The following is a 12,161-nucleotide window of genomic DNA, read 5'->3' as shown; positions in this document are numbered from 1 at the left end:
GCGGGGCGAGAGCCGGCGGCCGGGTCACTCCGAGAGGTAGCCGAGGTCCTGTAGTCGGTCCCGCATCGCCCGTTGGTCGCTGTCGGCGTCTCTGAGCGGGTCCTTCCCGAGCGTGTCGTCGGTGTACTCGACGGAGCGGGAGGCGGGGTCGGTCCCGTCTGCGAACAGTTCGGTCAGCACGCGCCCGTCGAGTGCCTCGGGGACGGCCACGTCGAACCAGTGCAACAGCGTCGGCGCGATGTCGTAGATGTCGGCGTGGTCCGGGAGCGCGTCGTCGACGGAGACGTCGGGGCCGTGAGCGAACAACACGCCGTCGCGGTGGTTCTCGGCGACCCAGTCGCCGGGCGTCTCGAAGACGGCGTCGGCACCGACAGCGCCACCGAGTTGGACGTTGTCGGCTTGGTCGACCACGAGGTCCGGGCCGTCGGCGACGAAGGGACCGTCGTACGCCTGCGCGCCCGTCAGGACATCCCGCGCGATGGGGGACCCGTCGGGCGTCCGGACGGCCGCGAGTTTCTCGGCGAGTTCGTCCCGTATCCGCTCGCGGTCGGCCGGGTCCTCGGCGAGGACGTACACCGGCCCCTGTCCGCTCGCCATCGCCGTCGATGCGGTCCAGTCTACTTTCTCTGCTTTGGCCCCCTCGGTGACGGTCCCGTCGGCGTTCGGGAACCGGCCGACGAGGCTCCGGGGGAGCGCCCGCTTCAGCGCGTTCTTCAGGCCGAGGCGCTCGGCGATGGCGGTCAGGCGGTCGCGGGTGAGACCGGCCCGGTACAGGCCGTCGCTCACGCCCTCGGTGGTGACGAGATACCCCTCGCGTTCGAGCCACGTATTGACGTTGAACACGTGGTGAATCGGGTTCGAGCCGTGGTCGCTCATCACGACCACGTTCTCGTCGTCGACGAACTCGCCGAGGCGGCGGTCGACGTGCTGCCAGAGCCGCTTGGTCACGTCGTCATCCCAGAAGAAGTGGTGGAAGACGTTGCTGTAGAAGACAGTGAGCGAGATGAACGCGGGGTCGTACTCCGAGCGGAGGTACTCGGCCACGTCGAAGCGCATGTCGACGAGGTCGAGGACCGCCTCGACGCGGTCGGGGTCGTCACCGATGTTGCGCGAGGCGCCGTCGATGAACACGCCGTAGTCGAACCGGGCTTCGAGTTCCGCCTGCAGGTCGGGCGGACTCGTGTACTCGTTGCCGTCGACGCCGCCGCCGCCGCTGACCATCCACCCGTCGATGTCCGCGGGCGGGTACGTCGTCGGCATGTTGACGACGGCACTGCGGTAGCCCTCGGCACCGAGATACTCCCACACGTCGGGCGCGGCGAAGTCCTCGGCGGTGGGGACGGTGAACGACTCCGCGTCGCGGTCGACGTTCTCCCACCAAAACACGCCGTGTTTCCCGGGATTGACGCCGGTCGAGTAACACCGCCACGCCGGGCACGTCACCGGCGGGAGCGAGCTACGGAGTCGCGTCGACTGCCCCGCCTCGGCGAAGCGCGCGAGCGTCGGGAGCGTCCCGTCGTCGAGCCACCGGTCCAGCAGCTGGAACCCCGCGCCGTCGACGCCGACGACCACCACGTCGGTCATTGTCGGATGGAACCAACCGACGACCCTAACCCTTTCGTCCGTCGGGCCGGCGTCGGCACACGAGACAGACACATATGCCTCGGGGGCGAACGGCGACCGATGACAGGTGACGCCGATTCGCGGTCGTGTCGTGTCGCGCTGGTTCAGCGGGTCGTGCCCGGCTATCGCGTCCCCGTCTTCGAGCGACTGGCGGCGGCCGACGGCGTCGACCTGACGGTCTTTCACGGCTCCGACCCCACCGAGGGGGCACGAGGGAGTACAGATTTCGACGGCGACGAAGCCTTCGACCGCGTCGAGTTACCGACCCGGACCGTCACGGCCGCCGGGCTCCGACTCGTCTGGTTCCGCTCGCTGCTGTCGCGGGCGAGCGACGACGAGTTCGACGCCTTCGTCTGCTCGGCGTCGCCGAGCCTGCTGACGGTCCTCGTCCTCGCGGTGTACCTCCGCCTCTTCGGAGACGCGAAGCTCGTCTGGTGGGGCAAGAGCCTCGGCCAGAAGCGCGAGGGCGGAGCGGTCGGAACGGCCGTCCGCCGGGTCGCCGACGCGGTTCGCGGGCCGCTGTACCGGGCCGGCGACGCCTGCGTCTGTTACAGCACCGCCGCGGCCGAGTACTTCCAGTCCTACGGCGTCAGCGAGGCCGACACGTTCGTCGCGTACAACTCCGTCGACACGAGTTCGATGCGGGCCTACGAGCGGCGGTTCCGCGACACCCCCGACGCCACCGCCGACCTGCGGGAGCGCTACGCCGCCGCCGAGCGCGACGTGCTCTTTTTCGTCGGGACGCACACCGCCGAGAAGCACGTCGACAACCTCGTCGACGCGCAGGCGCGACTGCTCGCAAGCGGGTACGAGACGACGCTCGTCGTCGCCGGGAACGGGCCGCTGACCGACGACCTGCGCGAGTACGCCGCCGACGTGCCCCACGTCCACTTCACCGGCCGGATACCCGACGAGGAGCTCGCCCGACACATGGTCCTCGCCGACGTGTTCGCCATGCCGGGCCACGGCGGGCTGGCGGTCCAGCAAGCGATGACGTTCGGACTGCCCGTCGTCTCGACGCCGCTCGACGGGACCGAGGCCGACCTACTCGACGACGGGGAGAACGGCTACCTGATAGCCGACGACGACGTGGCGGCCTTGGACGCCGGACTGCGGCGCGTCCTCGATTCGGACGCCGACCGGCGGGCGGAACTGGGAAAGCGGTCCCGGGAGATAGTCGACGAGCGCGTGAACGTCGACCGGATGGTGGCGGGGTTCACCGACGCCGTGGCGAGCGTAACGGCTAAATCACCGACTCCGGAAGTGTGAGGGAGATGGCCGGGACACACATCGCGGTCCACGGACTGGGATACGTCGGGACAGTCACCGCCGCGTGTCTGGCGACCAACGGCTACCGCGTGACCGGCGTCGACGTCAAGCCCGAGAAGGTCGCGGCGATAGACGGGGGCCGGTCGCCGGTCGCCGAACCGGGGCTGGACGACCTCGTCGAGGAGGGGGTGGCAATCGGCCGTCTCGACGCGACGACCGACACCGGTGCGGCCGTCGCCGACGCCGACATCTCCATCGTCTGCGTGGGCACGCCGGTCGCCGACGACGGCACGGTCGACCTCGGGAGCGTCCACGCCGTCGCCGAGGAACTGGGGACCCACCTCGCCGACGCAAGCGGGTACCACACCGTCGCCCTCCGGAGCACCGTCCCGCCCGGGACGACGGCGGGCGTGACCGACATCGTCGCCGACGCGTCCGGACGGACCCCCGGCGCGGAGTTCGGCGTCGTCGTCAACCCGGAGTTCATCCGCGAGGGGTCGGCCATCGCGGACTTCCACGACCCGCCGTTCGTCGTCCTCGGGAGCCGACACGAGCGGGCCCGCGAGGAACTGCTCGCCGTCTACGAGCCACTGGACGTGACGCCGAACAGGATATTCCCGGTCGAGCCGGCGGCCGCGGAGGTGCTGAAGTACGCCAGCAACGCCTTCCACGCGGCCAAGGTCGCGTTCGCTAACGAAATCGGTCGCGTCTGCCGGGCGCACGGTGTCGACGGCCGAACCGTGATGGACGTGTTCTGTCACGACCGGAAGCTCAACGTCTCCGAGAGGTACCTCACGCCGGGGTTCGCGTTCGGCGGGTCCTGCCTGCCCAAGGACACCCGGGCGCTCTCGGCGTTCGTCGACGAGGACCTGCCGCTCGTCGAGTCGATACTTCCCTCGAACGAACGTCACGCCCGAACGGCCGTGGACCACGTCGCTGCGTCGGACCCGGACACCGTCGGGATTGCCGGCCTCTCGTTCAAATCCGGGACCGACGACCTCCGCAACAGTCCCTCAGTGTCCCTGTTGCAGTGGCTGAACGAGGCGGGCTACGACGTGGTCGCCTACGACCCGAACGTCGACCCGGACGCGCTCGTCGGAACCAACGAACGGTTCGTCGAGACGACGTTCCCCGCCTTGGCGGGGACCATGGTCGAATCGCTCGAGGAGTTGGTGTCGCGGGCCGACTACGTCGTCGTCGGGAACGACGACAGTGCCTACGGGGCGCTGGCCGAGGCGGAGGTCCCGGTGTTGGACCCCGTCGGCCTGCTCGCCGACGGCGAGCGCCGGCCCGCCGAGTACGACTCGCTCTGTTGGTGACAATGGAACGCGCAGCGCCTTTCGACACCGGCGTCGTCACGATATCGCTGGACACCGAACTGGGGTGGGGAAACGTCCACTCGGGCGACTACACGGCCGTCGAAGCGCAGATAGACGGCACTAAGGACGCCGTCAGGCGGTTGCTCGATCTGTTCGACCGCCACGGAATCCCCGTGACGTGGGCGCTCGTGGGCCAACTGTTCCACGAGGACGGCAGGGATACGCCGCCACCGGGCTGTGAGCCCGCCGTCGGCGACAGTGCGATTCCGTGGGAGCGAGACTGGTGGCACGACCCGGCGTTCGTCGAAGCGGTCGCGGCGTCGCCGCTCGACCACGAGATAGCGTCACATTCGGGGAGCCACTTGGTGTATCGGAACGCGAACCGGGAGGAGATAGCGCGCGACCTCAGACTGTTCCGGTCGCTCGCGGCCGACTACGAGCCGATAACGTCGTTCGTGTTCCCCCAGAACTCGGTCGCCGCGCTCGACGTACTGGCGCGGGAGGGGTTCGAGTGTTTCCGCGGCCGGCCGCCGTTACTGGGCAGTGACCCGTCACCGACGGCGTTTCTCCCACGCCGGGAGGACGGACTCGTGAACGTTCCCGGGAGCGTCGCGCTACGGCACTACAACGGCCGAGCGTGGTACCTGCGGCGGCTTCCGGAGCGGGTGAAATACTGGGGTCTCGTCGCCGGCGTTCGACACGCAGTCGCTCGCGGCCGCGTCTTTCACGTCGTGCTCCACCCGTCCGATTTCACGCTCGCGGAGGGCGAGCGCCTTCTGTCGACGCTGGACGAGTTCCTCGCGTACGTCACAGAGATGCGCGCGGCCGGGTCCGTACTGACGCTGCCGATGGGAGCGGTGGCCGAGAGAGCCACCTTCGACGGCCGTTAGACGAACGAGATGACGGTCTGTGCGAGACTCCGGGCCGTCAGCAGCGAACTCCCCAACATCAGGAGGACGACCAGACGGAAGGCGGCCGTCTCGTAGCGGCCGAGGTCGAAGTACCGCTGGTTGGCGCGATAGAGCGCCAGCGCGGTCAGCGGGAGGCCGACGACACCGTTGACCGCCGGCATCGTGAGTGCCAGTCGAACCGGCGTGAAGGCAGTGAAGTGCAGAATGGGGACGGCGAGACAGAGTGACAGCGCGATGAGGGCGATGACGGTCAACCGGAACGGTCGGTCGCCGAAGACGGTCTTGCGGCCGAGGGCCTGCGGGACGATGAAGCCGGCCCCGAAGAGGGTCCCCGTCGCGCTGGTAAACGACGCGAGAAGCACCGCGAAGACGAACACGACCAGTCCCCACACACCGACCGACTGGACGAGCGGTTCGCCGGGCGCTGACAGGCTCAATTCGCCCGACGAGAGCGTCATCGCGGCCACGATCATCACCGCGATACTGAGCGTGACAGTCGTCGAGATACCGAACGCGTTGTCCTTCCGGTAGGGGCGGAGTTCGTCCCACTGCTTGGTTGGCTTGATGCTGGACTGGATGAAGAAGTTGGGGTAGTACACCGTCGTCCCCAACAGCGCGATTATCATCGTGAGGTAGCCGAAATCGGAGCGAAGCGCCGGAACGAATCCCGCGACGACGGCGTCGACGGAGAGGTCGATGCCGAGGAGCAACACGACGTAGGACCCGAACACCACGAGGATGAGTGCGGTAATCGCCCCCTCGATACGGTCGTACAGACGGAGTTGGACGAGCGATATTCCGAGTCCGCCGGCGACGACGATACCGATATAGACGTTCTGTAGCGGCGTCAGCCACGTCAACGCCGCCCCCGCGACGGCGTAGTTCGCGACGGCCCAGAACTGCATGATGAACGAGATACAGACCGCGAAGACGACGCTCGCCCTGTCGCCGATTACGTCTTTGATGTATCCCATGAGCGGTTGGTCGATAGTGGCGAGACGGCCGGACATCTCGTGCATGACGAAGTCGACCACCAACGCCAGTGGCATGACCCACAGCAGCGCGAGGCCGAAGTTAGCGCCCGTACTGCTCAGGATGTACACCGACCCTGCCCCGAAGACATTCGCTGCGAAGAGGATACCGAGACCGTAGCCGTGGAGATACCGCTTTATCTTCCGTCCGACGCCTATCGTCCCGAATTCGGTCGTCTCAGAGCTCATTGTGAAACACTCCGGTCCGCCGCCGTCGAGTCAGTCGACCACCGGGCATCACTCGCTGCCCTCGACCATCTCGACGTAGCCCAAGTTCTGTAGCTGTTCGGTGCGTTCGTACTGCGTCGCGTCGTCCGTCCGGTCCACGTCCAATCTGTAGTCGTCCCGTTCCGGGGCCCGGTCGAGCGAGAGGAGGTCGTCGCGGACCGTCCCGGGGTACGCGTTCGGGACGGGGACGCCCGCCGCGTGGAGCACCGTCGCCGGCAGGTCGAGGAACTGCGTCTCGACCGGGTCGTCGCGGGCCGCGACCGACGGCCCCGAGAGGAGCCACACGCCCTCCGGGTCGTGGGCACCGGGATGGTGGTCGCCGTCCGTCCCGGTCGTCGAGGCGGCCGAGGCGAGCGCGTCGAGAGCGTACTGCCGGACGCGGGTCTGCTTGACCGCGTCCGGCAGAATCCGGCTCCCGAGGCCACGGAGACGCGACCACCGCGCTCGGGTGGTCTCGTCGCCGCCCCAGACATCCCGTCGGAACCCGTGGTCGGAGAACACGAGCAGGTCCTCGTCGGGGTAGTCGCCCCTGAGGTCGCCGACGAACCCGTCGAGCAGTTCGTACATCGCCAGCATTCGGGTCTCTTCGAGCGTCGAGTCGGCCATCTCGTCCCAGAGGACGTGTTGCATCGGGTCGGTCCCGTTTATCAACACGACGAACACGTCCCACTCGTAGGCGTCCATCAGGCGACGGCAGGCGTCCATCCGCTTGGCTTCGACCCGGAGAACGTCTTCGAGCACCTGTCCCGGCGACGCCTCGAGATCGGCGTCGACGAACGAGTACTGCCGGTCGCCGTACTGGATGTCGACCTCGTAGTCGACCTCGTCAAGCACGTCGTGCAGTTCCGGCGGGCAGGCGTACGTCTCGGCGTCGAGCGGCGTCAGTTGGCCGGGGACACAGAAGCCGTGGTCCAACTCCAGCGCCGGGTGGGTAAGCGGGAGGTTCACCATACCGACCCGCACGCCGGCGGCGTCGAGCAGTTCGGGATACGTCGTGACCGCGATGTCGCTGGTCTCGACGAACGTACCGTCGGTTACGAACCCGGTGATTCCGCCGCGTTCCGGTGGGATTCCCGTGAGGTGTGCCGTCCACGCGGCCGCGCTGGACGTGGTCACACTCCACAGTGGGCCGCCGACGCCGTCGTCGAGCAGTGACCCCACATTTTCGAGCGCCCCCCGGCGTGCCGGAGCGAGTAACGTATCGGGGTTCGCCCCGTCGACGCCTAGGACTATCACGGCCACATGTATGCGAATCGCGGACTAATACCTTTGGCTCCCTGCCAATCTTCGAGCCGTGCCGGGACGTACACGGTACCGGGAACCGCTGGCTCTGGGGTGAGGGGACCGCGACGACACCGGCAGTCCCGGGGCCCGCACAGTCGTCGAGCGGGGCCGAAACACGACGAAAAGTCTTATTCGTCACTCCGTGTTGGTTGCTGGCATCACAATGGCCGGGACACTCCTCGGTAGGCAGTGGTCGCGAGACGTGCTGCGGGACATCGGGACGGTAGTCCTGTTCAACGCCGTGTTCGTCGCTTGGTCGCTTTTCTTCTCCGATTTCGTGCTCGACGACTCGTTTATCACGTTCAGATACGGTAAGAACCTGGCTGCGGGGAACGGACTCGTCTGGAACGCCGGGACGACCAATCCGGTAGAGGGGTTTACCTCCTTCTTCTGGGCCGTTCTCAGTGCGGTCCCGCACGTACTCGGTGTTCCGGCGGCCCCATTTATGCAGGCCGTCTCGGTCGCCGCCGGTATCGGGTTCATCACGGGACTGTACTACTTCGGCAGATCGACTGGTGCGTCGTTCACTATCGTCGTCGCCGCCGTCGCGATGGTTGCGGTCAACCCGGCGTTCGCGCTGTTGACCGTCCAAGCGATGGAGACGACCACGGCCATCGCCTTCGTCTTCCTCGCGTCGGTCGCGGCAGTGCGAATCGCCGAGCACCCGACTCTGGGGTGGATAAGTGTGTTGTACGTGGCGCTGTTGTTCGGGATGCTCACACGGCCGGACTTCGTCGTGTACTCGCTCGTCTGCGTCGGTGGGTTGGGAGTGGTGGTCTACCGTAAGCACGGACGACAAGCGTTCGTTCGGTTAGTCGCCCTCGGAGCTGTACTCGCCCTCATCCCCGGCGTAGCGTATATGATCGGGCGGTACGCGTACTACGGCTACCTCTTTCCGAACCCGTTCTACATCAAGTCCTCTTCTGGACTCAGTCTCAACGGAATATTCCTCGTCTTCGAGTTTCTGACCCGGCTCGTCGCTCCGGTCGGTGTCGTCGTGCTGCTGGCAACGGTCGCCAGCGACGAGACGCGTCCCCGAGAGTGGTGGCCGGTCGCGCCGCTTGTGGCCGCGAGTGGCGTGTTCCTGTTCCTCTGGTTCTTCATCCGGCCGGTCCAAGGACAGTTGTGGCGGTTCCAGATGACGGTATTGCCGGCGCTTTTCGTGTCACTGCTGTACGTCGCCCCGTCGGCGTTCGAACTCGACCTCGTCAGCCGGGTTGGGGAGTCGGTCGACTACGAGACAGTAGCGATACTCCTCGTCGTGGCACTCTCCGTCGCCTACCCGATGCACATGGTTTCGGACAGCGCCAAGCGATACGCGCAGGCCTACCCCGAGGACACCATCGAGGTCGGACAGGAGCTAGAGCAGTACAGCGACAAGGAGTACAGCATGTTGGTCGCACAGGGCGGGGCGATTCCGTACTACTCGGAGTGGCATGCCGTGGATGTCGGCGGACTGACCAGCGAACGGGTGGCGCGACGCGGTATCGACAGCGAGTACATCGCCCGGACTACGCCGGAGTTAGTGATGTTCGTCCGGAAGGCCGGAATCGAGGCGACGGAGAGCGAGCGGTGGCTCTCCTCGGAGTACGGTCTGGCCGCCGTCATGGTCAGACCGAAGCCGTCGATACCGTGGAGCCCACGGACCCGGTACGACTACTTCTACGTACGCGAGAGTACGCCAGAGGCCGACGACATCGCTTGTACGCTGTTGACTGTCGATGGGATGCGGTACGTCAACCGGTCGACCGCACTCGAGATGCGGAACATCACCCACATCGAGCCCATGACCGTCGAACGCAGTGACTGCCGGTGAATCCGCCCTTGTCGACCCACCGGCTCCCGCTTCGGGGCGGTCAGTCGATGTACTGTTGCCGGTAGCGTTCGACGGTGGTCAGTGCGGCTATCTCGCGGATGTTGTTTTGTTCCTCGTGGAGGTGTTCGCGCCGGAGTTCGTCGACGGCGTCGGAGTCGAACAGCGGCCGGTCGCGGACGTCGTCCAAGCAGTCGTCGACGAACGACCGCATCGCGTCGTTGTGTCTGTACCAGTCCGCGTACATCGTCTTCGATGCGTTCTCCGAAGACGTGAGTTTCTGGAGGACGCGGATAGCGAAGTAGCGGGCGGTGTGGAGCCAGAACGGACGCGTCGGTGCTAACGCGGTTCGTTCGTACGGGACGTGTTCGATGCCGTTGGCGAGCGCCCGAACCAACTGCATCTTCAGCGGCGAGGTCGGGTGATTGAGTCGGCCGCCGGTAAACGGGACGGTGGACTGTCGAAAGGCGGCTGGCATACCCGTGAGGTGGTCGAGTAGCTCTCCATTGGGAAACGGAGAGCGGGTACTCACGTAGCTTCGGAACAGGTTGTTCCGACGGGTGTGATAGTTGGGTGAGAAGTTGCGGTACTCGATGTCGAGCACTTGGCCGTGAAACGTCTCCTTGTTGCTGTCGTCTCTCTCAGCCCGGATAGACGCCTTGGGGTCGACCGAGACGGAGAACAGGTCGTCGAGGCGATGTTCGTCAACGCGGTGGTGGCGGTGGTACGCTTGGTCGACTACGGACCCGTCGCCACGGCCGCCACGGAGGTGAATCGGCCACATCTCCTCACCGATGAGACCGCCGGTGGGTGCGCCGTTCATGACGACATCGGCGTTGTCACGCAGTTCCGTTCGGGAGAGGACGAGGTCGTGGTAGTTGGTCCACGAGACCATCCCGTCGACGAGGGCAATACCCTCGTCGAGAGCCGCGACGTACTCCTCTGCCGTAAACTCGAAGTACTCGTTGGGAACGTCAAGTGCCGCAGCGACGCGGCGGGCCGGGTCGGCGTTCTGACCGCGGCCGGGGTTGGCGTCGTAGGTCAGCGTCGTGAACTCGTCCCGGCACCGCTTGACGACGGCCGCGAGCGCCCGACTGTCCAGACCGCCCGAGAGCCAGACGCCGAGGTCGGTATCGACCGCCCCGACGGCGTCTTCGACGGCACGTTCGTACTTCTCGACCAGAGTATCGACGTAGCCGCCCTCGGTCCGCCGCTCGTAGTCGAACTCCCAGTACCGGTCGACCGTACACTCGTCACCGTCGTACCGCAGGTAACTGGCCGGGCGGAGGTCGGCGGCCTCCGTGACGAGCGTCTCGTCGCCCCACGTCCAGTCCGTGCCGACGAAGTCGACGACCGTCTGCGTGTCGATGGTGGGGTCGTCGATCCGTGTGAGAACTCCCTTCAGTTCGGAGGCGAACGCGAGACCGTCCTCGGTGGAGTAGTACGCCGGGTAGGTCTTGAGCTTATCAGTCGCGACCAGCACGTCTCCGGCGTCGGTGTCGATACACGCGAGGACGAACGAACCGTCGAGCGACGACAGCGTCCGACCGGGCGTATCGAACACCCCATCGAGGAAACCCGACGCCGATGGGGCCCCATACAGGACGCCGATTCGCTCGCCATCGCGCCACACGCGAACGTTGTTCTCGTCGGGCGGCCCGTGGTGTAACACGCCGAGACAATAGTCGTCGGCGTGCACCGTCTCGAACTCGTACCACTCCCCGTGTGTCATCGGGTCCGCCATCTCCGCGACCGCGTCCTCGCCTCCGGTCCCACCGACGATTCCGACCATCGGGCCCACGTACAGCGAGGGCGCAGATAGTGGTTGTGAACGCGCACCGACGGGGCGACCGGCTACCGCGGGAGACTCACTCGGTGTGTTCGCCGACGAGTACCGCACCCTCGTTCGTGTCGTCGGGCGCGTACTCGTAGCTGTCGACGACATCGTACCCCGCCGCGTCGAGGAGCGACCGGACGTGGTCGGTCGGCGACTCGAGTTCGGGGTGGGTCTCGACGACGATGTGTCTCGGCCGCGGCCCCAGTTCGGCGAGGATTTCGCTCTCCGCGCCTTCGCAGTCGAGTTCGAGGAAATCACAGTCCGGGAGTTCGGCCCCGCTCACGTGGTCCCGGGCTGCGGCGTTCGCGCTCTCGTAGGGGATGTGCTTCTCCGCACCGACGCTGGCGTAGTTCACCGTCGCACGGTCGTCGACACCGTTGAGGCGGAAGGTCCGTCTGGTTTGGAGCGTGTTCACCCAGCTACCTTCGAAGGTGATGACTCGGCCCGAGGGGCCGACACACCGGGAACCGATGGTCGGCGTGACCCCCATCCCGGCACCGACGTTCAGAAACGTGTCGCCTTCCGAGGCGTACCGCCGTATGTACGCAGCGTTGTGCTCTTTGAATCGGGGCTTCGGTATCGCGTTGGCGCGCTTGAGGACGCCGACGGGGAGGAAGTCGTCGAACCACCGGCGAAAGCCGACGATTATCTCGTTGTAGACGACGGGGTCGGCCGTCGGCGGGAGTCGCGGGCGAACGTACCCCGTGTAGGCGTGCGAGAGGGTCTTGCGGAGAAACGTAGAGAAGTCGTCCTCTCTGGCTTTCTGTATCACTCGCTGGGACATCGATACGGTACATAGCGAAGGACCCCACATATGCGGTTCGCTCCCGGGGTCGCAGCGGTGTC

General features: G+C 66.4%; 9 protein-coding genes. 4 read left to right on the top strand and 5 right to left on the bottom strand.

The window, feature by feature from the left end; all coding sequences use genetic code 11:
• Nucleotides 1–24: 24 nt before the first annotated feature.
• The gene (locus ACV7JO_RS01485; protein ID WP_470354572.1) at nucleotides 25–1,584 is read right to left on the bottom strand and encodes an alkaline phosphatase family protein; all 1,560 of its coding nucleotides are present in this window, start codon (nucleotides 1,582–1,584) and stop codon (nucleotides 25–27) included.
• Between the two features lie 99 nt (nucleotides 1,585–1,683).
• On the opposite strand from ACV7JO_RS01485, the gene ACV7JO_RS01480 reads away from it, so the two are divergent.
• The 3 genes from ACV7JO_RS01480 to ACV7JO_RS01470 are packed head-to-tail and all read left to right on the top strand — an operon-like array spanning nucleotide 1,684 to nucleotide 5,101.
• Complete coding sequence (locus tag ACV7JO_RS01480; RefSeq protein ID WP_470354571.1) at nucleotides 1,684–2,892, top strand: glycosyltransferase family 4 protein; 1,209 nt, start codon at nucleotides 1,684–1,686, stop codon at nucleotides 2,890–2,892.
• 5 nt (nucleotides 2,893–2,897) lie between these two features.
• A complete protein-coding gene (locus ACV7JO_RS01475) occupies nucleotides 2,898–4,211 on the top strand; it encodes a nucleotide sugar dehydrogenase (protein WP_470354570.1) in 1,314 nt (437 codons plus the stop codon).
• A gap of 2 nt (nucleotides 4,212–4,213) precedes the next feature.
• Nucleotides 4,214–5,101, top strand: coding sequence for a polysaccharide deacetylase family protein (locus ACV7JO_RS01470; protein WP_470354569.1), 888 nt, complete (start codon nucleotides 4,214–4,216; stop codon nucleotides 5,099–5,101).
• Here ACV7JO_RS01470 and ACV7JO_RS01465 read toward each other — a convergent pair.
• Both ACV7JO_RS01465 and ACV7JO_RS01460 read right to left on the bottom strand, forming a co-directional pair.
• Nucleotides 5,098–6,342 (bottom strand): NRAMP family divalent metal transporter, encoded by a 1,245-nt coding sequence (locus ACV7JO_RS01465; protein WP_470354568.1) that lies wholly within the window; start codon nucleotides 6,340–6,342, stop codon nucleotides 5,098–5,100. The genes ACV7JO_RS01470 and ACV7JO_RS01465 overlap by 4 nt on opposite strands.
• Before the next feature lie 48 nt (nucleotides 6,343–6,390).
• The gene (locus ACV7JO_RS01460; RefSeq protein ID WP_470354567.1) at nucleotides 6,391–7,617 is read right to left on the bottom strand and encodes an alkaline phosphatase family protein; all 1,227 of its coding nucleotides are present in this window, start codon (nucleotides 7,615–7,617) and stop codon (nucleotides 6,391–6,393) included.
• Nucleotides 7,618–7,828: 211 nt separating this feature from the next.
• On the opposite strand from ACV7JO_RS01460, the gene ACV7JO_RS01455 reads away from it, so the two are divergent.
• A complete protein-coding gene (locus ACV7JO_RS01455; RefSeq protein WP_470354566.1) occupies nucleotides 7,829–9,481 on the top strand; it encodes a hypothetical protein in 1,653 nt (550 codons plus the stop codon).
• Between the two features lie 40 nt (nucleotides 9,482–9,521).
• Here the strand turns inward: ACV7JO_RS01455 and ACV7JO_RS01450 are convergent, their stop codons facing one another.
• Together ACV7JO_RS01450 and ACV7JO_RS01445 are read right to left on the bottom strand one after the other, a co-directional pair.
• On the bottom strand, nucleotides 9,522–11,270 hold the full coding sequence (locus ACV7JO_RS01450; RefSeq protein ID WP_470354565.1) for an asparagine synthase-related protein: 1,749 nt from the start codon (nucleotides 11,268–11,270) through the stop codon (nucleotides 9,522–9,524).
• Nucleotides 11,271–11,346: 76 nt separating this feature from the next.
• Entirely contained in the window at nucleotides 11,347–12,099 is a 753-nt protein-coding gene (locus ACV7JO_RS01445) for an FkbM family methyltransferase (protein ID WP_470354564.1), read from the bottom strand.
• Nucleotides 12,100–12,161: the final 62 nt, after the last annotated feature.

It is taken from the genome of Haloarcula sp. MBLA0138 (genome assembly GCF_055632455.1).
Note: the sequence above shows the minus strand (reverse complement) of the source record. Positions and strands in the feature narration are given on the sequence as shown.

Bases quoted from the DNA above. Each gene is read 5' to 3' on its own strand.
- ACV7JO_RS01465 (WP_470354568.1), bottom strand. From the start codon at position 6,342: ATGAGCTCTGAGACGACCGAATTCGGGACGATAGGCGTCGGACGGAAG.
- ACV7JO_RS01470 (WP_470354569.1), top strand. From the start codon at position 4,214: ATGGAACGCGCAGCGCCTTTCGACACCGGCGTCGTCACGATATCGCTG.
- ACV7JO_RS01450 (WP_470354565.1), bottom strand. From the start codon at position 11,270: ATGGTCGGAATCGTCGGTGGGACCGGAGGCGAGGACGCGGTCGCGGAG.
- ACV7JO_RS01455 (WP_470354566.1), top strand. From the start codon at position 7,829: ATGGCCGGGACACTCCTCGGTAGGCAGTGGTCGCGAGACGTGCTGCGG.
- ACV7JO_RS01485 (WP_470354572.1), bottom strand. From the start codon at position 1,584: ATGACCGACGTGGTGGTCGTCGGCGTCGACGGCGCGGGGTTCCAGCTG.
- ACV7JO_RS01445 (WP_470354564.1), bottom strand. From the start codon at position 12,099: ATGTCCCAGCGAGTGATACAGAAAGCCAGAGAGGACGACTTCTCTACG.
- ACV7JO_RS01475 (WP_470354570.1), top strand. From the start codon at position 2,898: ATGGCCGGGACACACATCGCGGTCCACGGACTGGGATACGTCGGGACA.
- ACV7JO_RS01480 (WP_470354571.1), top strand. From the start codon at position 1,684: ATGACAGGTGACGCCGATTCGCGGTCGTGTCGTGTCGCGCTGGTTCAG.